The organism is Pseudomonas sp. Leaf58, from assembly GCF_003627215.1.
GTDB lineage: Bacteria > Pseudomonadota > Gammaproteobacteria > Pseudomonadales > Pseudomonadaceae > Aquipseudomonas.
The window spans coordinates 844,220-867,638 of the sequence record NZ_CP032677.1; the positions used below are offsets into that span (position 1 = coordinate 844,220).

The window sequence follows — 23,419 nt, forward strand, 5'->3', positions numbered from 1 at the left end:
GAAGTTATGCAAACAAGTTTTTTTGTATAGCTCTAATTCAATCGAGATGTTCGAGCAGCCGCCGCGCGGCTTCCTGGCCGCTGAGCCAAGCGCCTTCGACGCGCCCGGACAGGCACCAGTCGCCACAGGCGTACAAGCCTTGGTCGGCATCGGCCAAGGCCCCCCATTCATGGTTGCCGCTTGGCCGCGCATACAGCCAGCGGTGCGCCAACGCGAAGCTAGGCGCCGGCACAACGCAGCCCACCAGCTCGGCGAATTCGCCCCACAGCTGTTCGATCACCTCTTCCTTTGCCAGATCGATGTGTTGCCGGCTCCAGTTCGAGGTGGCGTGCAGCACCCAGGTGTCGAGCTGCTCGTCACGGCCTGGCTTGCTGCGGTTGCGGGCCAACCAGTCGAGCGGGTTGTCCTGCACGAAGCAGCCTTGCATCGGCGTGTCCAGCGGGGTTTGGAAGGCGAGGGCTACGGCCCAGGTGGGGTCCATTTGCACGCCGGCGGCCACGGCAGCCAGTTTTGGGGTGGCGGCCAGCAGTGGCGTGGCCTGCGGGGCTGGCACGGCGATCACCACGCGGCTGTAGGGGCCGTGGCTGCAGCCTTCGGTGTCCTGCAGGTGCCAGTACTGCTTGCCGCGGAACACCTCGGCGATGCGGCAGCCGAAGTTGACCGTCATGTCCTTGAGCAGGCCGCGGGTGATAGCGCTCATGCGCGGCACGCCCACCCAGCGCGTCTGCTCGTCGGGGGAGGGGCTGAGTTCGCCATCGCGGTAATTGTACAGCTGTGGTTTCCACTGCTCGGCCCAGCCGGCGGCCACCCATTGCTGTACCTGCTCGACGAAGCGCCGGTCACGGGCGGTGAAGTACTGAGCGCCAAGGTCCAGCGCACCGGCTTCGCTGCGCTTGCTGGCCATGCGCCCGCCACTGCCGTGGCCTTTATCGAACAAGTGCACGGATTGCCCGGCCTTCTGCAAAGCCTGGGCGGCTGACAGGCCGGCGATTCCGGCCCCGATGATGGCAATAGGTACTGTCATGATGGCCTCTTCAAACCTTGCTGTAAGCAGACTACGCTGTCAGGCAAACCTGTACAATGCACAATTTTTGTATAAGTATATTCCGCTAGGGCGGACAGGTTGGCCTATGTTTATCCGAGAGCGTCGGGTCAAAAAAGTGCCTTGATGTTAAAAATAGACCACCGCCGCATTCTGCGAGGACACAGCCATGCATATATTGCTGACAGGCGGCACTGGGTTGATTGGCAGACACCTTTGCCAGTACTGGCTTGCCCAAGGCCATCGGCTGACGGTGTGGAGCCGGCGACCAGAGCAGGTGCCGAAAATCTGTGGCACTGGCGTGCGGGGTATTGCCCGCCTGGAGCAACTGGCGGCGGACGACCCGTTGGATGCGGTGGTCAACCTGGCCGGTGCCCCCATTGCCGACCGACCGTGGACGGCAACCCGGCGCAACCTGCTGTGGGCCAGCCGCGTCACCCTCACTGAGCAGTTGCTGAGTTGGTTGGGCACCCGCGAGCAGCGCCCGGAAGTGCTGATTTCCGGCTCTGCGGTGGGCTGGTACGGGGACGGTGGCGAGCGCGAGCTGACCGAGGCGTCACCCCCGGTGCGTGAAGATTTCGCCAGCCAGCTGTGCATTGCCTGGGAAGAGACAGCCTTGCGCTCCCAGGCTCAGGGCCTGCGCGTGGTGCTGGTGCGTACCGGCCTGGTGCTGGCCGGTGATGGCGGCTTTTTGTCGCGCCTGCGGGTGCCCTTCAAGCTCGGGCTCGGCGGGCCTTTGGGTGATGGGCGGCAGTGGATGCCGTGGGTGCATATAGACGACCAGGTCGCCCTGATTGATTTTCTCTTGCAGCACAAGGATGCCAGCGGTCCTTATAATGCCTGCGCGCCAGAGCCAGTGCGCAACCGAGAGTTCGCCAAGCGCCTGGGCCGCACCCTACACCGGCCGGCGCTGTTGCCGGTGCCGGCACTGTTGCTGAAGGCCGGGCTGGGCGAGATGTCGACCTTGCTGCTCGGCGGCCAGCGCGCCCGCCCGGTACGCTTGTTGGCGGCGGGCTTCACCTTCCGCTTCAACGATTTGCAATCGGCCTTGGACAACCTGTCCAGCCGCCTCTGACATAGGACGCTGCATGACCGATCATGCCCTGCTGCTGGTCAACCTGGGTTCCCCGGCCTCCACCTCGGTGGCCGATGTGCGCCGTTACCTCAACCAGTTCCTCATGGACCCGTATGTGGTCGACCTGCCCTGGCCGGTGCGGCGCCTGCTGGTGTCGCTGATTCTGATCAAGCGCCCAGAGCAGTCGGCACACGCCTACGGCTCGATCTGGTGGGACGAGGGCTCGCCGTTGGTGGTGCTGACCCGTCGCTTGCAAACGGCGATGGTCGAGCACTGGCCCCATGGCCCGGTGGAAATTGCCATGCGCTATGGCCAGCCGGCCTTGCCCGAGGTTCTGGAGCGCCTGGCAGCGCAAGGCGTGCGCAAGGTGACCTTGGCACCGCTTTATCCACAGTTTGCCGACAGCACGGTGACGACGGTGGTGGAGCTGGCAAAACAGACCATCAACCAACGCCATTTACCTTTGCAGATGCGGGTACTGCAGCCGTTCTACGAGCACCCAAATTACATTGAGGCACTGGCGCAAAGCGCCAGGCCTTACCTCGAGCAGGATTACGACCACCTGTTGTTGAGCTTCCATGGGTTGCCTGAGCGGCACCTGAGGAAGCTGTACCCGGCTGGGAAACATGATCTGCGCGCAGCGGATTGTTGCAAAGACGCCAGCGCCGAGGTGCGTGCGGTTTGTTATCGGGGGCAGTGCCAGGCCACGGCCAAAGCGTTCGCGCAGCGGTTAGGCATACCAGACGGCAAGTGGTCGGTATCGTTCCAGTCGCGGCTTGGGCGCGACAAGTGGATCGAACCGTACACTGAAACGCGGCTGGACGAACTGGCCCAGGCGGGGGTAAAGAAGCTGCTGGTGATGTGCCCGGCGTTCGTTGCCGATTGCATCGAGACACTGGAAGAGATTGGCATGCGTGGCAGCGAGCAGTTTGTCGAGGCAGGCGGGCGGGAGCTGGTGCTGATGCCGTGCCTGAATGATCACCCAGCGTGGGTGAGGGTGTTGGCCGGGATGTGTGAAAAGGCCTGATTTGAAGGTCGCCTGAACCGGCTTCTTCGCGGGCAAGCCCGCTCCTACAATAGGTGGCATATCACTGTAGGAGCGGGCTTGCCCGCGCATGGGCCGGCTCAGGTTAACGCCGGATCAAGGCAACTGATCATCCAGTTTCTTGTGCTTCCAGCCATCATTGCCCGGCAGAATCAGGTTCAGGGCAATAGCCACGATGGCGCACAGGGCGATGCCCTTCAGGCCCCAGTCATCCGGGCCGTCACCGCTGCCGATCAGCACGCCGCCGATACCGAACACCAGGGTCACCGAGACGATCACCAGGTTGCGCGCTTCGGCCAGGTCGATCTTGTGGCGGATCATGGTGTTCATGCCTACCGCCGCGATTGAGCCGAACAGCAGGCATAGAATGCCGCCCATCACGGGCACCGGGATGCTCTGCAGCAGTGCGCCGAACTTGCCGATGAACGCCAGGGTGATGGCGAACACCGCCGCCCAGGTCATGATTTTCGGGTTGTAGTTCTTGGTCAGCATCACTGCGCCGGTCACTTCGGCATAGGTGGTGTTAGGCGGCCCGCCGAACAGGCCGGCTGCGGTGGTGGCCAGGCCGTCACCCAGCAGGGTGCGGTGCAGGCCGGGCTTTTTCAGGTAGTCACGGCCGGTCACGCTGCCGACTGCGATTACCCCGCCGATGTGCTCGATCGCCGGTGCCAAGGCTACCGGGACGATAAACAAAATAGCCTGCCAGTTGAACGCCGGTGCGGTGAAGTTGGGGATTTCCAACCACGGTGCGGCGGCGATCTTGGCGGTATCGACCACGCCAAAGGCGAACGCCAGGGCAAAGCCCACCAGCACGCCGGAGATGATCGGTACCAGGCGGAAAATGCCTTTGCCGAATACGGCGACGATCAAGGTTGTCAGCAGCGCTGGCATGGAGATCAGCATGGCGGTTTTGTACGGCATCAGGGCTGCGCCGTCGCCACCTTTACCCATCGCCATGTTGGCGGCGATCGGTGCCATGGCCAAGCCAATGGAGATGATCACCGGGCCGATCACCACCGGCGGCAGCATGCGGTCGATGAAGCCGGTGCCTTTGATTTTCACCATCAGGCCCATGAAGGTGTACACGAAGCCTGCGGCCATCACGCCGCCCATGGTCTCAGCCAGGCCGAACTGGCCCTTGGCGAGAATGATCGGGGTGATGAAGGCAAAGCTCGAGGCCAAAAACACCGGTACTTGGCGGCCGGTGACCAGCTGGAACAGCAGGGTGCCGATGCCCGCGGTGAACAGCGCGACGTTCGGATCGAGGCCGGTGATCAGCGGCATCAGCACCAGCGCGCCGAATGCCACGAAGAGCATCTGCGCGCCCGAAACGACCTGGCGCCAGAGCGGGTCGTTGAAGCCGTCCTGCATGGTCAGGCGTCCTTTTGCTTGGTGCCGAAGATCTTGTCACCGGCGTCGCCCAGGCCCGGCACGATGTAGCCGTGTTCGTTCAGGCGCTGGTCGATCGAGGCGGTGTAGATCTGCACATCGGGGTGAGCTTTTTCCACCACTTCGATGCCTTCTGGCGCGGCGACCAACACCATAGCGCGGATCTCTTTGCAGCCGGCTTTTTTCAGCAGGTCGATGGTAGCGACCATCGAACCGCCGGTGGCCAGCATCGGGTCGATGATCAGGGCCAGGCGCTGGTTGATGTCCGGCGCGAGCTTTTCCAGATAGGTGTGGGCTTCGAGGGTTTCTTCGTTGCGGGCAACGCCGACGGCGCTGACCTTGGCCCCCGGGATCAGGCTGAGCACGCCGTCGAGCATGCCGATACCGGCGCGCAGGATAGGTACTACAGTGATCTTCTTGCCGGCGATTTTCTCTACCGAAACCTTGCCACACCAGCCATCGATCTCGTAGTTTTCGAGCGGCAGGTCCTGGGTGGCTTCATACGTCAGGAGCGCGCCGACTTCCTGGGCGAGTTCGCGAAAATTCTTGGTGCTGATATCGGCACGGCGCATCAGGCCGAGCTTGTGGCGGATCAGCGGATGGCGGATCTCACGAGTGGGCATAGGGGGGCTCCGAAAGGCGGGCAAAAAAACCGCGCTAGATTAATCTATTCAGCCTGTGCTGTCGTCTGGTCATTCTGGACGTTAGTCCAAAATGCTTGATCTGTGACGAGCGGATGCGTACCTTTGCCCGCTTTTCCAAAATGCCCCCCGGAGAGCGCCATGTCCGCCGATCTCGAGCACATCCGCCAAGTCATGCGTGAAGCAGACTGCCTGTACACCGAAGCCGAAGTCGAAGCGGCCATCGCCAAAGTCGGCGAGCAGATCTGCACAGACCTGCATGACAAGAACCCGGTGGTGTTCTGCGTGATGAACGGCGGCCTGATCTTCGCCGGCAAGCTGCTTACCCACCTGCAGTTCCCGTTGGAAGCCAGCTACCTGCACGCCACCCGCTACCGTAACCAGACCAGCGGCGGCGAGCTGTTCTGGAAGGCCAAGCCAGAAGTGTCGTTCATCGACCGTGACGTGCTGATTGTCGATGACATTCTCGACGAGGGCCACACCCTCAGCGCCATCATCGAGTTCTGCAAACATGCCGGCGCACGCTCCGTGCACACCGCCGTGCTGATCGACAAGGACCACGACCGCAAGGCCAGCCCAGACCTCAAGGCCAACTACGTGGGCCTGCCCTGTATCGACCGCTACATCTTCGGTTACGGCATGGACTATAAAGGCTACTGGCGTAACGCCAACGGCATCTTCGCCGTCAAGGGGCTGTGATCATGCGCCAGCCTGCGTTCATCGACCAATCGCTGTTCGCTGGGCTGGCGGCAAAGGCTGCCGCCAACCCGCGCGGGCGGCAGCACCATAACTTCCATGCGATGGAAGAGCCCTGCCACCGTATGGCGGTCGGGCTGCAGCCAAGTACCTATATTCCGCCGCACCGGCACCTGAACGACGACAAGGCTGAGGCCCTGATCGTACTCAAAGGCCGCCTGGGCCTGCTGATTTTCGATGAGCAGGGCACGGTGACTGACAAGCGGGTGCTGCAAGCGGGCGGCGATTGCCTGGGTGTAGACCTGGCGCCCGGTACCTACCATGGGCTGGTGGTGCTGGAGCCGGACAGCATTCTGTTCGAGTGCAAGGCGGGGCCGTACCGGCCGGTGGGTGAGGGCGAGCATGCACATTGGGCGCCGCGTGAGGGGGAAGAAGGCGTGGCCGCCTACCAGGCCTGGATGCGCGCGCAGTTCGATTGACAGCGCCATACAGCCCAAACACGGCATGCTAGAGTGCTCCTTCATTCAAGGAGCCTCACATGCGTGCGTTTCTTCCCATTCTGCTGGCGGTCAGCCTGCCGCTTGCCGCCGCGCCACTGCACAGCCAGTTCCTGCCGCCTGACGACCAGTCCCTGCGCCAGCAAGCGCCGACCGGCCAGCAACTCCTGCAAGTGACCGATTACTCGGTGGTCGTGGGCACTCAGCGTCAGTCCGACCAGCAGCCGATCCCGATCACCTCGTCGTTGCAGGTGCGCCTCAAGGGCAAGCCGCTGAGCAAGGGCGCGACCATCGGCCAGGTGTTGCTGACCTTCGACGGTGAAGCGGCCAAGAGCCTGAAAAAGCCCGTGTACGACGAGAAAACCCGCACCCTGAGCTTGAATTACCCGCTTAGCGACTACCGGGTGATCATGGACCTGCTGCGCAACGAAACGCTGTACGTGCAGTTCCTCACTTACGCCAACGGCCACATCTGGGCCGACCTGCACACCGGTACCGTACGTACGCGTTGAGGCGCGCAGCCTGTGGGGGGTACACTGCCGGCCTTGGAAATTTCGTGATGGTCCAGTTGGAGTCGGCAATGCGTAAAGACAAGAAACAGGTAATCGGTGACGAGATCAGCGACGACTACATCAAGGCGTTCCTTCAGTTCGAACCGGCCGATGGCGTGACTTCGCCGTCGCTGCACAAGCTGGTGAAGGCCTACCGTGGCCTGCGCGTCGACGACTTCGAACGTTTTGTCGGCTTCTTCGTCGAGGCTGGCCTGGACCTGGATGGCAAGGACGAGCACGGCAAGACCTTCATCGAGCAGATTGCCGACCAGCGCAATGCGCCGGAGTACATCGAGATCATCGCCAACGCCCGTGGCTGATTTGTGAACCAGTGCCGGCCTCTTCGCGGGTGAACCCGCTCCTACAAGGGATATGCGATTGTTGTAGGAGCGGCTTTAGCCGCGAAGGGCCGGAACAGGTTGATAGAAATCCAGGCACAAAAAAACGCCCCGAGGGGCGTTTTTTCGTTACTGGCCGGTTCAGGCGTAATGCTTGGCCGCTGGGCTGCTTTCCACCAAATCCAGTGCCACGTCGTTGTCGGCGCTGATCTTGTGGTACAGGGCTGCATCGGTCGCCAGGGTCTTCTCGCGTGCCGGGAAGATTTCCTTGAGCTTGGCAGCCCAGGCACCTTTGGCTTGCTCGGGGAAGCAGCGTTCGATCAGTTCCAGCATGATCGATACGGTTACCGAAGCCCCCGGCGATGCGCCAAGCAGTGCTGCCAGGCTGCCGTCCTGGGCCGAGACCAACTCGGTACCGAACTGCAGCACACCGCCTTTTTTCGGGTCTTTCTTGATGATCTGCACGCGCTGGCCTGCTACTTCCAGGCGCCAGTCTTCGGCCTTGGCCTGCGGGTAGAAGCGACGCAGGGCTTCCAGGCGCTGCTCCATCGACTGCATCACTTCGCTGACCAGGTACTTGGTCAGGTCCATGTTGTCGCGAGCCACGGCCAGCATCGGGCCGATGTTGCCCATGCGCACCGAAAGCGGCAGGTCCATCAGCGAACCGTGCTTGAGGAACTTGGTGGTGAAGCCGGCATACGGGCCGAACAGCAGCGAAGTCTTGCCGTCCACGACGCGGGTGTCCAGGTGCGGTACCGACATCGGCGGGGCACCGACGGCGGCCTGGCTGTAGACCTTGGCCTGGTGCTGCTTGACGATTTCCGGGTTGTCGCAACGCAGCCACTGGCCGCTGACCGGGAAGCCGCCGAAGCCTTTGCTTTCCGGGATGCCGGACAACTGCAGCAGCGGCAGGGCCGCGCCACCGGCACCGAGGAAGACGAAACGGGCGTCCACTTCACGGCTGCCGCCGCTGTTGACGTCCTTGATGCTCACGGTCCAGCCGCTGCCGTTACGGCGCAGGCCGACGACCTTCTTGCTGTACTTGACCTGCGTGTCCGGCGAGTCGCCCAGCAGTTTCAGCAGCTTGTTGGTCAGTGCGCCGAAGTTCACGTCGGTGCCTTTGGCCACACGGGTAGCGGCGATGTGCTGGTCGGCCGGGCGGCCAGGCATCATCAGCGGCATCCAGTCGTTCATCACGGCCTTGTCTTCGGTGTATTCCATGTCAGCGAAGGCATGATGCTGCTTGAGCAGCTCAAAGCGCTTCTTGAGGAAGGAAACACCCTTGTCACCTTCGACGTAGCTCAGGTGTGGGACAGGGTTGATGAAAGCACGCGCCGAGCCGAAGTTGCCCTTCTTGCTCAGGTAAGCCCAGAACTGGCGCGAAACCTCGAACTGGGTGTTGATGTGCACGGCCTTCTTGATGTCGATGCTGCCATCGGCGGCCTGCGGCGTGTAGTTAAGCTCGCACAGGCCCGCGTGGCCTGTGCCTGCGTTGTTCCAGGGGTTGGAGCTTTCCGCGGCTCCGGAGTCCATCGCCTCCACGACCTCAAGCTTCAGGGTCGGGTCGAGCTCCTTGAGTAGTACGGCCAGGGTGGCACTCATGATGCCCGCGCCTACCAGTACCACATCAACCGATTCGTTCTGCGCCATTTAACGCGTCTCCACAATCTACAGCTACCTAATTGACAGCATAGGACCTGGGTTCGCCAAGGTCGCCATGTCCGACTTTTCGCAGTTCTTGCAACTTCCGCGGACACCGCCAATCAGTCTTCGGGTTCGGTATTGAACGCCGTTTGCCACCGGTGCGGCAATTCGACTTATGGTCAAGGTGTCGTGCGTGCGTTATGGAACGGCTTAAACACTCATACGCGATGAGCGAATTTGCCGCCTGTTCAGGGCTGTTCGGGACACATCTGCCGCTTTTGCACATGCCAGACTGTTCATTTGCTCGCCACACTCTTGTGAAGTTGTGAAAACCGTTTTTTCACGCTCTTTTGGAGACGTGAACCTCAAAAAGGGACTGCGCGATGGCAACCCGCAGGTTCATGCAGTGTGAAGGCCGGAAAAGCAGGCACGACAGGCGATGCAAGACCTGAGTGGAAGGCTCTCTGTGGGCGAAGCGGTGAAGTTGCCGGGGTCAATCGGCGAATGCGGGGCCCGATCAGGAGACGTCCTTATAATCGGGGGGAGATTATAGCGATGTCGCGGGGAGAAATGTCGCCATTCGTGGTTTTTATTGCAGCGTTTGTCAGGTTGCGAGAATGCGCTGGTGCCAACGGCGGCTGGCGCGGGCGCAAACCCGGGCGCTGGCGGGTAGCTCGCGGCCCAGCCAGGCCAGCTGAATTTCGTTGATCTGCACCCAGCCGCTGCTGCTGGGCGCCTGGTGGCATTGCTTGAAAGCCAGGCATTTGCCCTCGGCATCGACGCGGGCATAGGCGTTGTGGCGTGGGCGTTGGAAGAGCAAGGTCCAGAGCGAAGCCATGGCAGCGAGTCCTGTGCGTGAGGGCTTGGCGCAAGGATAAGGGCGCAGCGATGAAACGATTGTGACAAGCGGGTCGGACCGATGACTGGTCGATGCGTGGCTAGGTATACTGTGGGCCTTCGCCGCATTTTCTGGAGTAACCCGCATGTTGCAACGTCTGTTGTTCGGTTTGATCGCCGTGGCCAGCCTTAGCCTGGTCGGTTGTGCCCACAGCCCGCAACAACTCAACCCGCAGCCCACGCTCAAGGCCCAGCTCGCCCCGGTCGGCCATGGCCAGCCGGTTGTGGTCCGGGTGGTTGATGGCCGGCCTTCGCAATCGTTGGGGACGCGCGGTGGCATGTACCCCGAAACCAGCACCATCAGTGTCAGCGGTAACGACTTGGTGCCAAAGCTGCAGGCCCAGGCCGAAGCCGCCGTGCGCTTGCTCGGCTTCACCCCGACGCCGAACGCCTACAACGCCCCGCAGCTGACCGTGACCCTGGCCGAGCTGAAGTACCAGTCGCCGAAAGACAACCTGTACGTGACCGAGGCCACCATCGGCGCCACCTTCCGTGCCGACGTGGCCAATGGCGGCCGTCGCTACAGCGGCCGTTACGGCGCCTCGCTGGACCAGCGTTTCGGCATGGCACCGAACCAGGACACCAACACCCAGCTGGTAGGTGATGTGCTGAGCGACGCCCTGACCCGTCTGTTCAAGGACCCGACCATCGGGCAGGTGCTGGGGCAGTAAGCTTTCTAGCTGTTAAACAAAACCCGCTGCCTGTGTGCCAGGCAGCGGGTTTTTTGTTGTTTGTACCGGGCTCTTCGCTGTAGTGGCGGGTTTGCCCGCGAACAGGCCGCTACCGGCTTACGCAGCTTCTATCTGGAAATCCAGCAGGCTGAGGCCGGTATGGGGGTCGATATCCGGCAAATGCTCATGTGCATGCCCGCCCAGCGCGCAATAGACCAGCCACTGGCGGTCTTGCACATTGATGGCAAAACCATCGATCAGCGCCTGTTGTTCGTCGCTCTGGGCAACAAGGTAGAGGCGGTCCTGGTTTTCGGCGTGCAGCATGAGCGAGCTCCGGATCATGGGAAGGCCGACAGGGTGGCCTGTTCTGATGACGGGCGCATGACAGATGAAATTTAATGCACTTGGTCGCTCGGGCGGGGCGACGGGCAACGACTTGGTTAGAATGCGGGCCTTTGCCGTCGTCTACACCGAGGTTGCGTGATGTCCTTGCAAGTGCTCTGGGGGTTTTTGGCCGCCCATCCCACCAAGCTGATCAATCTGCTGGCGCTACTGCTGACGTGCCCGGGCGGGTTGCTGCTGCACAGCGCACGGCGGCGTGAGGCCGAGACCCGCGAGAGCCTGGCGCTGGAGGAAGGGGTGGTGGACGCGTTCGACCGGCGGGTGCCCAAGTACTTCTACATTCTCGGGTTTGCCTGCCTGGCGATGGCGCTGCTGCTGTCCTGGTTCAGCACCTGGGTCTGAGATATCGGGGCCGCTTTGCGGCCCATCGCAGGCAAGCCAGCGCCTACAGGGTTGCGGGCTGCAAAGCAGCCCCACATTCGATCAGGCTACCGAAGCTTGCTGCCGGACCTGATACTGGTTACGCACCGGCGTCGCATACTGCAACACCAGGTACGGTCGCTGCTCTTCAGGGCAAGCATCCAGGCGGCGCTGCCATTCTTCCTTGGCCTTGGCCAATTCATCCGCCGGAAACACCTTGTCGGCGCTCGGCACCTGCAGGGCGTCGTCCTTGCTTTCCCACATCGCATAAGCCAGGTAATGCACCGGGAACAGCCGGTAGCCACCCAGGATCTGCCGGTCGATTTGCGCCGCCAGCTGCTTGGTGTCCTCGTGGTATTCGGTCACCGGTGGGGCGAAGTTGATGTGCACCCGGCCCTTGTAGCCGGTAATGCCTTTGGCAATGCTGTTGTCGTCCTCGCCCGGCGCCTTTTTGTAGGTGCCGGTAGTGGCACGGATATACAGCTCGCGGGCCTTGGCCTGGTCGCACGGGTCGTATTCGTAGCTGATCGACACCGGTGTCAGGTTCAGGCTCTGGATCACCGCGCCGAACGGCTCGTCCTTGCGGCTCATGTGGAACATCTTGAGGATCGCCGAATCGGTGCGGTCGTCACCGTCCTTGGCGCGGCCTTCGGCCTGGGCAATCCAGATCGACGTGGCGTCGTTGCGGATCGAATGGTTGATGTAGGCCGAAAGCAGCTGGTAGGCCGCCAGCTTTTCACGCCGCCCACTGATCGAGCGGTGCACGATGAAGCTCTTGTTCAGGCGCATCATGTCGCTGACAAAGGGCTTTTGCAGCAGGTTGTCACCAATGGCGATGCGCGGCGTGGGCAGGCCGGCGTGGTACACCGCGTAGTTGACGAAGGCCGGGTCCATGACGATGTCACGGTGGTTGGCCAGGAACAGGTAAGCGGTGCCGGCCTTGAGCTGCTCCACGCCCGAATAGGTGACGCCGTCGGTGGCGCGGTCGATGGTTTGGTCGACGTAGTACTCGACTTTGTCTTGCAAGGTCGAGACGCAGGTGACACCGGCGAATTCCTTGCGCAGGCGGCGGGCGATCAGTGGTTTGAGCAACCAGCCGAGAGTACCGGCCGCACGCGGGAAGCGGAAGTGGGTGAGGATATCGAGGAATGCCGGGTCGCTGAGCAGGCGTGCCAGAACGGCAGGGACCTCAGCGTCGTCGTACGGTCGGATGGCATCGAATTCGCCCATCATGCTCTCTTGTTGGAAACGGCTAGGGTAATAAGGTAGGGGCGGGCTCCGAAAAACGGCTCGGACACACACAGGCCCTGTAAATAGACCGGCAATTATACGCATAAGTCACCCCGGAGGCCGCGATGCTGGAAACTGCGATCTACGATTGCCCCTATTGTGGCGAAGAAGTCGAAACCACGGTGGACCTGTCCGCTGGCGATCAGGAGTACATCGAGGACTGTCAGGTGTGCTGCAAGCCTATCCGCTTCGTGCTGCAGGTTCATGGTGAGGAGTGGATGCTGGATGTTTACGGTGAGAATGACTGATGCAGCGCATCTACGAGCCGGAAAGCCTGCTCGAGGCAGAAATGCTGGCGGGCATGCTCGCCAGTGAAGGGGTGGAGGTGTACCTGGTTGGCCGTGACCTGGTGGGTGCTGCGGGCGAGCTGCCGTTGCAGGGCCTGCTGGGGCTTGCCGTGGCCGACGAGCAGGCCGAGTACGCACGCCAGCTAATCGATGCGTACAATGACGCCCAGCCACTGGTTGGCGACGAACCGGAGAGTTTCCCCGGTACCTTGATCTGCTAGGTTCTGAATTCGCCCATGTGTGGACGTTACGCCCTGTTTCGCTGGCCCCAGGCCCTTGCCAGTCTGCCGGGCTTTCCCGTCGGCCAGCCGGCCCAATGGAACATCGCGCCGGGGGCTTCGGTGCTGATCCAGCGCCAGCTCGACGGCCAGCAGCAATTGGCCAAGGCGCGTTGGGGGCTGACCCCGGCCTGGCTCACCGACTTGTCCCGCACCCCTGCCCATGCCCGCGCCGAAACCCTGGCCGAGCAACCGATGTTTCGTGACGCGTTTCGCCAGCGCCGTTGCCTAATGCCGGCCAACGGCTTTTACGAGTGGCGCGGCAATGTGCGCAAACGCCCGTACTGGCTGACCCCGGGGGAGGGCTCGTCGCTGTACTTCGCGGCGGTGTGGGAGGCTTACCCGGTGCAAGACCAGGTATGGCTGAGTTGCGCGGTGGTGACCCAGGCGGCGATGAATCAGCGGCGGCCGCTGATACTGGACGAGGCGGGGCAGGCGGCCTGGCTTGACCCGGATACGCCGGTCACCCGCTTGCATGAGCTGCTGGCTAGCCCGTCGGCACCGCTGCGTGAGCGGGCCTTGGCGAACTTCGTCAATGACCCGAAGCTGGATGCGCCGGAGTGCCTGACCCCGGCTTGATGATCAGGCACAGAAAATCTTCCCTGCGGCTATGGCGGCCCACTGGTGACTAGGCCTAGGATACGGCGCATGTAGAAAGGGAGTGTTGTCATGCGTAAGTCTTTTGTCATCAGCCTGTTGAGTGCTGGCATCCTGCTAGCCGGCTGCCAGGCGGTGAATACCACTAGCGGCGGTGCTGTCGGCGTCGAGCGCCAGCAATACATGTTCAGCATGCTCTCGACCGCTGAGGTCAACCAGATGTACGCCCAGTCGTACCAGCAGACCCTGGGTGAGGCATCGAACAAGGGTGTGCTCGACAAGTCCAGCGCCGATGCCAAGCGGGTGCAGGTAATCGCCAACCGCCTGATCGCCCAGGCGCCCAAGTTCCGCCCGGATGCCGCGCAATGGAACTGGGAAGTCAACGTGATCAAGAGTGACGAGCTCAATGCCAACTGCGGCCCAGGCGGCAAGATCATCGTTTACACCGGGCTGATCGATCAGCTCCAGCTCACCGATGCAGAAATTGCTGCAGTGGTGGGCCACGAGATTGCGCACGCCCTGCGTGAGCACAGCCGCGAGGCGATGTCCAAGGCGTACGGGGTAGAAATGGCCCGCCAGGGTGCCGGGGCGCTGTTTGGCCTGGGCCAGGGTGGCATGGCCATGGCTGACACCGTGGTGAACTACGCCATGACTCTGCCCAACAGCCGCGCCAACGAAAACGAAGCCGACCTGATTGGCCTGGAGCTGTCGGCGCGTGCCGGCTACGACCCGAATGCCGCGATCACCTTGTGGAACAAGATGAGCAAGGCTTCCGAAGGCGCGCCGCCCGAGTTCATGAGCACTCACCCGGCGTCGCAAAGCCGCATTGCTTCGTTGCAGGCGGCCATTCCCAAGGTGATGCCGTTGTATCAGGCGGCCAAGCAGTAACAGCAGCTACAAGTTTCAAGCTGCAAGCAACAAGTCAAAGCAGAATGTGCTTCGCTTGCAGCTTGCAGCTTGCAGCTTGCAGCTTGCAGCTTGCAGCTTGCAGCTTGCAGCTTGCAGCTTGCAGCTTGCAGCTTTCAGCCCACCCAGCCACTGGCCTTCATCGCCGAGTACACGGCCACGATCGCCAGCACGAAGAACGCCGTGGCCGCCAGGCGACGAATCAGCGTCAGCGGCAGTTTGTCCGCCGCAAAATTACCCGCCAGTACCACCGGCACGTTGGCAATCAGCATGCCCAAGGTGGTGCCGATAATAACCATGATCAGGTGCGGATACTGCGCCGCCAGCATCACCGTGGCGACCTGGGTCTTGTCACCGATTTCTGCCAGGAAAAACGCGATCAGCGTCGTCAGGAATGGCCCAAAGCGGCGTGCCGGGTTCTCGTCGTCATCCATCTTGTCCGGTACCAGCGTCCACAGCGCCGTGGCGGTGAAGCTGGCGGCCAGCACCCAGTGCAGTGCCGAATTGCTGAAGAAGCTACCGACCCACGCCCCTACGGCACCGGCGGCAGCATGGTTGGCCAGGGTGGCGGCAATGATGCCGGCGATGATTGGCCAGGGCTTGCGGAAGCGAGCAGCCAGAATGAGCGCGAGCAGTTGCGTCTTGTCGCCAATTTCGGCGAGGGCAACGATGGCGGTGGGGACCAACAGAGATTCCAGCATCAGGATTCCTACGGGGGCGGGTCGACACGGCTATGACACGTACAGCCTCCCCGCCCCGGGTAAGGTGTGCGTGTCATAGGTCTTGTCAAACCCTGGACCCGTCTATGCGGATCTCGCCATGCAGGCTGGCATGGTGGGTCGCACGCGCCATGGTCTGTGGACCAAGTATGTTGACGCGTGCCGGGCGAGCTGGGTGCTCGCGGGAGACTACTCCCCTAGGACGGTGCGGATTCTGCCTAGCCGAAACGCTTTCGGCAAGCGCTGATTTTACCCGCGTGTTGCCTGGTAGATGCGGAAGCCGTCGGCTTCCTCACGCACTTGGCAGTTGCCAAGCGCCGCTTCGATCAGCGGCCGATAGCGCAGGAAGCTGTTGGCAACCAAGCGGATTTCGCCACCTTTTCGCAGATGAATGGCTGATTTTTTTAGCAAAGTTTCCGAGGCCTGGTAGTGGGTGTGCACCCCGGTGTGGAACGGCGGGTTGCTCAGAATCACGCTCAGGTCGGCGGGCGCTGCGTCAATGCCGTCACCGATGATCACCTCGCCTGCCAGGCCATTGGCAGCCAGCGTCAGGCGGCTAGCTGCCGCCGCGAAGGCGTCGACGTCCAGCAGCGTTAGCCGGCTCTGAGGGTAACGGCGTTTGACCGTGGCGCCCAAAACCCCGGCGCCGCAACCGAAGTCCAGTACATGGCCGGTCGGCAGGCCGTCGAGGTGCTTGAGCAACAGGGCGGTACCGCGGTCGAGACGGCCATGGCTGAACACCCCAGGTAGGCTGACGACCTGCAACGGGCCATCTTCAAGCGCGAGCTCGAAGCGTTCGGCCAGGCTTTCCAGCGGTTTGCCTGCGGGGGCGTGTTCGACGGTCACTTGCCACAGTTGGCAATGCCGGGCGCTGTCGAGCTTGCGTGGTTTGCCAAAGGCCTGAAGTTGTTTGGCTGCACCTTCGATGCCGCCGCGTTTCTCGCCAACCAGGTACAACTCACGGCCCGCCAGGCGCGACGCCAGGGCGTTGAGCAGGTAGGCCGCCAGTTCACGCGACTTGGGCAGGAACAGCACGGCGCCGTCGAAGGCCACGTCAGGGGCCTCGACACCGAAATGGCTACGGCCGGCAAAGCGGCTGTCGAGCATGGCCTGATCGCCCGCATGCCAGGTCCAGGCCTGGGCCTGGGGCAGCTGGCCGAGCAGGTCATCGGCGGGGGCGCCGGCAATCAGCAGCGGCCCCTGGAACAGCTCTGCCTGGCGGAGCAACACTTCACTGCGCGGGTCCATGGACAACGCCTCCTGGAAAAAAGTGGCGCAGTGTAGCAGAGGCAGGCCTCGGGCTCAGCTGACCACGCGGCGGGGTTGCCCGGCGAAGAAGGCCTGGGCGTTCTCGCTGAGTTGGCCGACGATGCGCTGCCGCGACTCCACTGCGCCCCAGGCGCTGTGCGGGGTGATGATCAAGCGCGGGATACCGGGTTCGAGCAACGGGTTGCCATTTACCGGCGGCTCCACGCTCAACACGTCGGTGGCGGCGCCGCCTAGCTGGCCGCCGCGCAGGGCGTCGGCCAGTGCTTGTTCGTCGATCAGGCCGCCACGGGCGGTGTTCACCACCAGCGCATTGGGCTTGAGCAGGGCCAGCTCGCGGGCCCCGAGCATGTGCCGGGTGTGTTCGTTGAGCGGGCAGTGCAGGGTCAGTGCGTCGACCTGCGGCAACAGCTCTTCAAGCGGCAAGCGGTCGGCCCGCTCCGGGCGACCGGGTATCTGCCCGCTGAGCACGCGCATGCCGAAGGCTTCGGCCAGCCGCGCCACCGCGCCACCCAGTTCGCCATGGCCGAGCAGGCCGAGGGTTTTGCCCTCCAGTTCGATGATCGGGAAATCCAGCAGGCAGAACTGGTTGGCCTTGGCCCATTGGCCGTCGGCCACCGCCTGGTTGTAATCGCACAGCCGGGTGGCGAGGGCCAGCAGCAGGGCGACGGTGTGCTGGGCAACGGACGGTGTGCCATAGCCTTGGCAGTTGCACACGGTAATGCCTTGGGCGCGCGCCGCCACCAGGTCGACATTGTTGGTGCCGGTGGCGGCCACCAGGATCAGCTTCAGTTGCGGGTTGGCGGCCAGGGTCGCGGCGTCGAGCAGGACCTTGTTGCTGACGACTGCCACTGCGCCCTGCAGGCGTTCGGCGACCTGGTCCGGGCCGGTGGCGGCGAACAATTCGAACTCATCGAACTGCTGCTTCAGGGGCGAGAGGTCGAGGTCGCCAAGGTCCAGGGACTGGTGATCGAGAAACACGGCGCGACGCGGGCTGGGCATGAAGTTCTCCGGTGCAGGGCGAGATTTCGCTGTCGTGGCCATTCGCGGGCAAACCCCCACAGGTCTCCACCACTCTGGAAACCATTGCTGTCCCTGTAGGAGCGGGCTTGCCCGCGAACAGGCCCTTAGCTCCAGTACAAATTCTGAAGCTTTCAGCGCAGTGTCTAGCCCGCGGTTACCACCCGTCAACGCCCGCCACTCATACCTCTGCCGAGCAAATCATTCCTTCGGCTGATTTAGCCGTCACATTGGCGAACTACAGTAGTTGCCAGACTTGTCCGGCCCGCTTTCAGAAAAGGGATACCCATGTTGCAGACCCGCATCATCAAGCCCGCCGAGGGCGCCTACGCCTTCCCTCTGCTGATCAAGCGCCTGCTGATGTCTGGCAGCCGTTATGAAAAAACCCGCGAAATCGTCTACCGCGACCAATTGCGGTTGACCTATCCACAGCTCAACGAGCGCATCGCGCGCTTGGCCAACGTGCTGACCGCAGCCGGGGTAAAGGCCGGTGACACCGTGGCGGTGATGGACTGGGACAGCCACCGCTACCTGGAATGCATGTTCGCCATCCCGATGATCGGTGCGGTGGTGCACACCATCAATGTGCGCCTGTCGCCCGAGCAGATCCTCTACACCATGAACCACGCCGAAGACCGCGTGGTGCTGGTCAACAGCGACTTCGTCGGCCTGTACCAAGGCATTGCCGGGCAGTTGACCACCGTCGACAAGACCCTGCTGCTGACCGACGGCCCGAACAAGACCGCCGAGCTGCCCAACCTGGTCGGCGAGTACGAGCAACTGCTGGCCGCCGCCAGCCCGCGCTACGACTTCCCGGACTTCGACGAAAACTCGGTGGCCACCACCTTCTACACCACCGGCACCACCGGCAACCCCAAAGGCGTGTACTTCACCCACCGGCAACTGGTGCTGCACACCCTGGCCGAGGCGTCGGTGACCGGCAGCATCGACAGCGTACGCCTGCTGGGCAGCAACGATGTGTACATGCCCATCACGCCGATGTTCCATGTGCACGCCTGGGGCATTCCCTACGCCGCCACCATGCTCGGCATGAAGCAGGTGTACCCGGGCCGCTACGAGCCGGACATGCTGGTCAAGCTGTGGCGCGAAGAAAAGGTCACCTTCTCGCACTGCGTGCCGACCATCCTGCAGATGCTGCTCAACTGCCCGACTGCCCAAGGGCAGGACTTCGCCGGCTGGAAGATCATCATCGGCGGCAGCGCGCTCAACCGCTCGTTGTACCAGGCCGCCCTGGCACGCGGCATCCAGCTGACCGCAGCGTATGGCATGTCCGAGACCTGCCCGCTGATTTCTGCAGCACACCTGAACGACGAACTGCAGGCCGGCAGTGAGGATGAGCGCGTTACCTACCGCATCAAAGCCGGTGTGCCGGTGCCGCTGGTCGAGGCGGCCATCGTCGATGGTGACGGCAACTTCCTGCCCGCCGATGGCGAAACCCAGGGCGAACTGGTGCTGCGTGCACCGTGGCTTACCATGGGCTACTTCAAGGAACCGGAGAAAAGCGAGGAGTTGTGGCAGGGAGGCTGGCTGCACACCGGTGACGTCGCCACCCTCGATGGCATGGGCTACATCGACATCCGCGACCGGATCAAGGATGTGATCAAGACCGGTGGCGAGTGGGTGTCCTCGCTGGACCTCGAAGACCTGGTCAGCCGCCACCCGGCAGTGCGCGAAGTGGCGGTGGTGGGGGTGGCCGACCCGCAATGGGGCGAGCGCCCGTTTGCCCTGCTGGTGGTGCGCGAAGGCCAAACCATCGATGCCAAGGCACTCAAGGAACACCTCAAGCCATTCGTCGAGCAAGGGCACATCAACAAGTGGGCGATTCCAAGCCAAATCGCCGTTGTTACTGAAATTCCCAAGACCAGTGTCGGTAAACTCGACAAGAAACGCATTCGCCAGGACATCGTCCACTGGCAAGCCAGCAACAGCGCCTTCCTGTCCACCCTGTAACCCCGCTGCGGGTCCCGTGCGCCAGAACGGGACCCGCATGCTAGACGGGCTGGCGCCTTGCCAAACGGCAAAAATACGCCATCCTTGAGCACTGCCAGCGCGCAATCGATACGCGAAGACAGCGCGTTGGCAGCATGGAGCGCAAATCACACTTTAGAGGGATCAAGCGCCTGTGCCTTGCTGGCTATAGTCGGGGCCAGGGGTTTTTCAGGAATGGGGGAGGCGACATGCGCAAGCCGTGTCGCTGCGGGCGCAAGCCTGCAAACCGGTCGCTCGGGCCGTTCTTGAAAGGACTCACTGCCATAACAAAAAAAGTACATGGAGTAGCGTCGATGAAATCTGCAAACCTGTTCTGGCGCCGGGCCAAGTTGCCCCTGGCTGTCAGCCTTGCTTCCACGCTCGCAAGTCCTGCTTTCGCTGTCAGTTTCAACATGGGTGAAATCGAAGGCCAGTTCGACTCGTCGCTCTCCATCGGCGCCAGTTGGTCGACGGCCAACCCCAACCAGAACCTGATAGGGGTGAACAACGGCGGCAAGGGCCTGTCGCAGACCTCCGACGATGGCCACCTGAACTTCAAGAAGGGCGAGACCTTCTCCAAGATATTCAAGGGTATCCATGACCTGGAGCTCAAGTACGGCGACACCGGTGTGTTCGTCCGTGGCAAGTACTGGTACGACTTCGAGCTGAAGGACGAAAGCCGCCCGTTCAAGGACATCAGTGACTCCAACCGCAAGGAAGGCGCCAAGTCGTCCGGCGCCGAAATGCTCGATGCCTTCGTCTATCACAACTATGCCATTGGCGATCAGCCAGGCTCGGTGCGCCTGGGCAAGCAGGTGGTGAGCTGGGGTGAAAGTACCTTCATCGGCGGCGGTATCAACTCGATCAACCCCATCGACGTAGCGGCCTTCCGCCGCCCTGGGGCCGAGGTCAAGGAAGGCCTGATCCCGGTCAACATGTTCTATGTCTCGCAGAGCCTGACCGACAACTTGTCGGCCGAAGCCTTCTACCAGATCGAATGGGACCAGACAGTCGTCGACAACTGCGGCACCTTCTTCTCCCAGCCAGACATCATTGCCGACGGCTGTACCGACAACCTGCGCGTGCTCAACAGCAGCCGCACGGTGCCGGGTGCTGCGCAGCAGTTCCTTGCTACACAGGGCGTGAACATCAACGAAGAAGGGGTGCTGGTGCGCCGTGGCGCCGACCGCGATGCGCGTGACAGCGGCCAGTTCGGCGTGGCCATGCGCTACATGTTCGAGCCGCTGGACACCGAGTTTGGCGCCTATTTCATGAATTACCACAGCCGTGCGCCAATCTTCAGTGCTACCGGCGCCGCGCCTTCAGTGTTTGGTGGGTTGAGCGCCCTGCCTGCGCAGCTGCGCGCCTTGGCCCCACTGATCGTGGCGGGTAATTCCGAGTACTTTGTCGAATACCCCGAGGACATCCGCCTGTATGGCTTGAGCTTCTCCACCACGTTGCCCACCGGCACCGCGTGGAGCGGCGAAGTCAGCTACCGCCCGAATGCCCCAGTGCAGCTCAACACCACGGATATCTTGTTCTCTGGTGTCCGCCCGATTGGCGGCGCGTTGAGCAATGCTTCGCTGCTGACCGGTACCCCAGGGCAGGACCTGCACGGCTATCGCCGTAAAGAGATCACTCAGTTCCAGACCACCCTGACGCACTTCTTCGACCAGGTGATGGGCGCCAGCCGCATGACCGTGGTGGGTGAGCTGGGTGTCACCCACATCGGCGGCCTGGAGAATGCACACGATACTCGCTACGGTCGCGACCCGGTGTTCGGCCCAGGTCCGTTGCCCTCTACCGGTGGTGCCGATACCTGCCAGGCGCTCAACGCCAGCACTATTGCCGGCGCCGGTGCAGGTGCGTCCACCGCCAACCTGAACCGCAAATGCGAGAACGACGGCTACGCCACCAGTACGTCCTGGGGTTACCGCGGCCGTGTCATCTGGGACTACAACGACGTCTTCGCCGGGATCAACCTGAAACCCAGCGTAGCCTGGTCGCATGACGTCTCCGGTTACTCACCGGGCCCTGGCGCCAACTTCGAGGAGGGCCGCAAGGCTGTCAGCCTGGGCCTGGACGCCGAGTACCAGAACACCTACACGGCAAGCCTGTCGTACACCAACTTCTTCGACGGCAAGTACAGCACCGTAGATGACCGCGACTTCGTCGCGCTCAGCTTTGGCGTGAACTTCTAAGCATACAGATCCGGGACGACACGACATGAACAAGACCAGAAGTCTTCTGCAAGCCGGTGTGCTGGGCCTGTCCCTGCTGGCGACCAGCGTCATGGCTGCGGTATCGGCCGACCAAGCGGCCAAACTGGGCACTACCCTGACCCCGATGGGCGCCGAAAAGGCGGGCAACGCCGATGGTTCGATTGGCCCGTGGGAGCCGCTGTCAAAGAGCGCCGGCAGTGCCGACGCCAAGGGCTTCCTGTCCGACCCTTACGGCAGTGAAAAGCCGCTGTTCACCATCACCGCGCAAAACGCCGACCAGTACAAGGACAAGCTTTCGCCGGGCCAGCTGGCCATGCTCAAGCGCTACCCGGACACCTTCAAGATCCCGGTATTCAAAACCCATCGCGGTTCCACGGCGCCGGCCGACGTGTTCGCAGCCATCAAGGAAAACGCCACCAAGACCACCCTGGTCGAAGGCGGCAACGGCCTGAACAACTTCCGCACCGCCATACCGTTCCCCATCCCGCAAAGCGGCCTGGAAGTGATTTGGAACCACATCACCCGCTACCGCGGGGGCAGTGTCAGCCGCCTGGTCACCCAGGCCACGCCGCAACAGAATGGCTCTTTCAACCCGGTGTACTTCTCCGACCAGTTCGTCTTCCGCGACAAGATGAAGGATTACGACCAGAACAACCCAGGCAACATCCTGTTCTACTTCAAGCAGGAAGTGACCGCCCCCGCGCGCCTGGCGGGTACCGTGCTGCTGGTGCACGAAACCCTCGACCAGGTGAAAGAACCGCGCAAGGCATGGATTTATAACGCCGGCCAACGCCGCGTGCGCCAGGCGCCGCAAGTGTCGTACGACGGCCCGGGCACCGCCGCCGATGGCTTGCGCACCTCGGACAACCTGGACATGTTCAACGGTGCGCCAGACCGGTATGACTGGAAGCTGGAAGGCAAGAAGGAGCTGTACATCGCGTCCAACGCCTTCAAGCTCGACGATCCCAAGCTCAAGTACACCGACATCATCAAGGCCGGGCACATTAACCAGGACCTGGCCCGTTACGAGCTGCGCCGTGTCTGGCATGTGGTCGCAACCCTCAAACCGGGCCAGCGGCACATTTATGCCAAGCGTGACTTCTACATCGACGAGGACACTTGGCAGGCTGCGGTGATCGACCAGTACGACGGCCGCGGCCAGCTGTGGCGCGTGTCCGAGGCCCACGCCCAGCAGTACTACAACGTGGAGGTGCCGTGGTACACCCTGGAAACCATCTACGACCTGCAGTCGGGCCGCTACCTGGCCTTGGGCATGAAGAACGAAGAGAAGCGCGCCTACGACTTCGGTTTCAGCGCCAGCAAGGCTGACTTCCAGCCAGCGGCACTGCGTCAGTCCGGTATTCGCTAAGCTGAACGTGTTCAACTCCGTGTGACCCCAGAACGCCCCGGCTTGCCGGGGCGTTTCCATTTTCTGTACCGGCCTCTTCGCGGGCACGCCCGCGAAGAGGCCGGTACAGGCAATAACATAAACCTGCTGAATACCTCCCCAAACCCCCGGCCCAGCCCCGGTCAATCAGCGCTGTTGCTTTTTGTCGTAGTCTTTTACAACCCAATTGCGCCCATCATCTTCAAATGC

At 62.4% G+C, this 23,419-nt stretch carries 25 protein-coding genes and 1 riboswitch; of the genes, 15 read left to right on the forward strand and 10 right to left on the reverse strand.

What is annotated here, in order from left to right; translation table 11 throughout:
- Positions 1–37 precede the first annotated feature (37 nt).
- Positions 38–1,024, reverse strand: a complete 987-nt coding sequence (locus tag DV532_RS03920; RefSeq protein ID WP_056795531.1) for an NAD(P)/FAD-dependent oxidoreductase — start codon at positions 1,022–1,024, stop codon at positions 38–40.
- Positions 1,025–1,211: 187 nt separating this feature from the next.
- Here DV532_RS03920 and DV532_RS03925 point away from each other — a divergent pair, with 187 nt between their 5' ends.
- The gene (locus tag DV532_RS03925; protein WP_056795534.1) at positions 1,212–2,117 is read left to right on the forward strand and encodes a TIGR01777 family oxidoreductase; all 906 of its coding nucleotides are present in this window, start codon (positions 1,212–1,214) and stop codon (positions 2,115–2,117) included.
- 13 nt (positions 2,118–2,130) lie between these two features.
- Positions 2,131–3,144, forward strand: a complete 1,014-nt coding sequence (gene hemH, locus DV532_RS03930) for a ferrochelatase (RefSeq protein ID WP_056795536.1) — start codon at positions 2,131–2,133, stop codon at positions 3,142–3,144.
- A 114-nt stretch (positions 3,145–3,258) separates the two neighbouring features.
- Here hemH and DV532_RS03935 read toward each other — a convergent pair whose 3' ends face one another.
- Together DV532_RS03935 and upp are read right to left on the reverse strand one after the other, a co-directional pair.
- A complete protein-coding gene (locus tag DV532_RS03935; RefSeq protein ID WP_016501493.1) occupies positions 3,259–4,533 on the reverse strand; it encodes a uracil-xanthine permease family protein in 1,275 nt (424 codons plus the stop codon).
- 2 nt (positions 4,534–4,535) lie between these two features.
- Complete coding sequence (gene upp, locus DV532_RS03940) at positions 4,536–5,174, reverse strand: uracil phosphoribosyltransferase (protein WP_056795539.1); 639 nt, start codon at positions 5,172–5,174, stop codon at positions 4,536–4,538.
- 159 nt (positions 5,175–5,333) lie between these two features.
- Here upp and DV532_RS03945 point away from each other — a divergent pair, with 159 nt between their 5' ends.
- From DV532_RS03945 to DV532_RS03960, 4 genes are all read left to right on the forward strand, one after another.
- The gene (locus tag DV532_RS03945) at positions 5,334–5,891 is read left to right on the forward strand and encodes a hypoxanthine-guanine phosphoribosyltransferase (RefSeq protein ID WP_056795542.1); all 558 of its coding nucleotides are present in this window, start codon (positions 5,334–5,336) and stop codon (positions 5,889–5,891) included.
- A gap of 2 nt (positions 5,892–5,893) precedes the next feature.
- Positions 5,894–6,367: a WbuC family cupin fold metalloprotein gene (locus tag DV532_RS03950; RefSeq protein WP_056795547.1), complete on the forward strand. Its 474-nt coding sequence runs from the start codon at positions 5,894–5,896 to the stop codon at positions 6,365–6,367.
- 59 nt (positions 6,368–6,426) lie between these two features.
- Entirely contained in the window at positions 6,427–6,897 is a 471-nt protein-coding gene (locus DV532_RS03955; RefSeq protein ID WP_056795550.1) for a hypothetical protein, read from the forward strand.
- Positions 6,898–6,965: 68 nt separating this feature from the next.
- On the forward strand, positions 6,966–7,256 hold the full coding sequence (locus DV532_RS03960) for a PA4642 family protein (RefSeq protein ID WP_056796702.1): 291 nt from the start codon (positions 6,966–6,968) through the stop codon (positions 7,254–7,256).
- A 159-nt stretch (positions 7,257–7,415) separates the two neighbouring features.
- Here DV532_RS03960 and mqo read toward each other — a convergent pair whose 3' ends face one another.
- Together mqo and DV532_RS03970 are read right to left on the reverse strand one after the other, a co-directional pair.
- Positions 7,416–8,924 (reverse strand): malate dehydrogenase (quinone), encoded by a 1,509-nt coding sequence (mqo, locus tag DV532_RS03965; RefSeq protein WP_056795553.1) that lies wholly within the window; start codon positions 8,922–8,924, stop codon positions 7,416–7,418.
- A gap of 598 nt (positions 8,925–9,522) precedes the next feature.
- A complete protein-coding gene (locus tag DV532_RS03970; protein ID WP_056795556.1) occupies positions 9,523–9,756 on the reverse strand; it encodes a hypothetical protein in 234 nt (77 codons plus the stop codon).
- A gap of 145 nt (positions 9,757–9,901) precedes the next feature.
- Here DV532_RS03970 and DV532_RS03975 point away from each other — a divergent pair, with 145 nt between their 5' ends.
- The gene (locus DV532_RS03975) at positions 9,902–10,486 is read left to right on the forward strand and encodes a YajG family lipoprotein (protein ID WP_056795560.1); all 585 of its coding nucleotides are present in this window, start codon (positions 9,902–9,904) and stop codon (positions 10,484–10,486) included.
- Positions 10,487–10,603: 117 nt separating this feature from the next.
- Here DV532_RS03975 and DV532_RS03980 read toward each other — a convergent pair whose 3' ends face one another.
- Complete coding sequence (locus tag DV532_RS03980) at positions 10,604–10,810, reverse strand: hypothetical protein (RefSeq protein ID WP_056795563.1); 207 nt, start codon at positions 10,808–10,810, stop codon at positions 10,604–10,606.
- A gap of 159 nt (positions 10,811–10,969) precedes the next feature.
- Between DV532_RS03980 and DV532_RS03985 the strand changes: the two genes are divergently transcribed.
- Positions 10,970–11,230 (forward strand): hypothetical protein, encoded by a 261-nt coding sequence (locus DV532_RS03985; protein ID WP_056795566.1) that lies wholly within the window; start codon positions 10,970–10,972, stop codon positions 11,228–11,230.
- An 81-nt stretch (positions 11,231–11,311) separates the two neighbouring features.
- Here DV532_RS03985 and DV532_RS03990 read toward each other — a convergent pair whose 3' ends face one another.
- Positions 11,312–12,478, reverse strand: a complete 1,167-nt coding sequence (locus DV532_RS03990; protein ID WP_056795569.1) for a 1-acyl-sn-glycerol-3-phosphate acyltransferase — start codon at positions 12,476–12,478, stop codon at positions 11,312–11,314.
- A 125-nt stretch (positions 12,479–12,603) separates the two neighbouring features.
- Here DV532_RS03990 and DV532_RS03995 point away from each other — a divergent pair, with 125 nt between their 5' ends.
- The 4 genes from DV532_RS03995 (at position 12,604) to DV532_RS04010 (ending at position 14,588) form a co-directional block, all read left to right on the forward strand.
- Entirely contained in the window at positions 12,604–12,786 is a 183-nt protein-coding gene (locus DV532_RS03995) for a CPXCG motif-containing cysteine-rich protein (RefSeq protein WP_056795571.1), read from the forward strand.
- Positions 12,786–13,046: a putative signal transducing protein gene (locus tag DV532_RS04000; RefSeq protein ID WP_056795574.1), complete on the forward strand. Its 261-nt coding sequence runs from the start codon at positions 12,786–12,788 to the stop codon at positions 13,044–13,046. Before DV532_RS03995 ends, DV532_RS04000 begins: the two co-directional genes overlap by 1 nt.
- Before the next feature lie 15 nt (positions 13,047–13,061).
- Complete coding sequence (locus DV532_RS04005; protein ID WP_056795577.1) at positions 13,062–13,682, forward strand: SOS response-associated peptidase; 621 nt, start codon at positions 13,062–13,064, stop codon at positions 13,680–13,682.
- 90 nt (positions 13,683–13,772) lie between these two features.
- A complete protein-coding gene (locus DV532_RS04010; protein ID WP_056795580.1) occupies positions 13,773–14,588 on the forward strand; it encodes a M48 family metallopeptidase in 816 nt (271 codons plus the stop codon).
- A gap of 134 nt (positions 14,589–14,722) precedes the next feature.
- Here the strand turns inward: DV532_RS04010 and DV532_RS04015 are convergent, their stop codons facing one another.
- The 3 genes from DV532_RS04015 to DV532_RS04025 all read right to left on the reverse strand — a co-directional run bounded on the left by DV532_RS04015 (position 14,723) and on the right by DV532_RS04025 (position 17,593).
- Positions 14,723–15,304, reverse strand: a complete 582-nt coding sequence (locus DV532_RS04015; protein WP_177339523.1) for a TMEM165/GDT1 family protein — start codon at positions 15,302–15,304, stop codon at positions 14,723–14,725.
- Between the two features lie 91 nt (positions 15,305–15,395).
- Positions 15,396–15,535, reverse strand: a riboswitch (yybP-ykoY riboswitch).
- Positions 15,536–15,574: 39 nt separating this feature from the next.
- Positions 15,575–16,573: a class I SAM-dependent methyltransferase gene (locus DV532_RS04020; protein WP_056795585.1), complete on the reverse strand. Its 999-nt coding sequence runs from the start codon at positions 16,571–16,573 to the stop codon at positions 15,575–15,577.
- A gap of 54 nt (positions 16,574–16,627) precedes the next feature.
- Positions 16,628–17,593 carry a 2-hydroxyacid dehydrogenase gene (locus tag DV532_RS04025; protein ID WP_056795588.1) on the reverse strand — a complete coding sequence of 322 codons (966 nt, stop codon included), beginning with the start codon at positions 17,591–17,593 and terminating at the stop codon, positions 16,628–16,630.
- A 306-nt stretch (positions 17,594–17,899) separates the two neighbouring features.
- Between DV532_RS04025 and DV532_RS04035 the strand changes: the two genes are divergently transcribed.
- The 3 genes from DV532_RS04035 to DV532_RS04045 all read left to right on the forward strand — a co-directional run bounded on the left by DV532_RS04035 (position 17,900) and on the right by DV532_RS04045 (position 23,191).
- Positions 17,900–19,582, forward strand: a complete 1,683-nt coding sequence (locus DV532_RS04035) for a fatty acid--CoA ligase (RefSeq protein ID WP_056795591.1) — start codon at positions 17,900–17,902, stop codon at positions 19,580–19,582.
- A gap of 332 nt (positions 19,583–19,914) precedes the next feature.
- Entirely contained in the window at positions 19,915–21,801 is a 1,887-nt protein-coding gene (locus DV532_RS04040; protein WP_056795593.1) for a DUF1302 domain-containing protein, read from the forward strand.
- Between the two features lie 25 nt (positions 21,802–21,826).
- Positions 21,827–23,191, forward strand: a complete 1,365-nt coding sequence (locus DV532_RS04045) for a DUF1329 domain-containing protein (protein WP_056795595.1) — start codon at positions 21,827–21,829, stop codon at positions 23,189–23,191.
- Positions 23,192–23,419 lie beyond the last annotated feature (228 nt).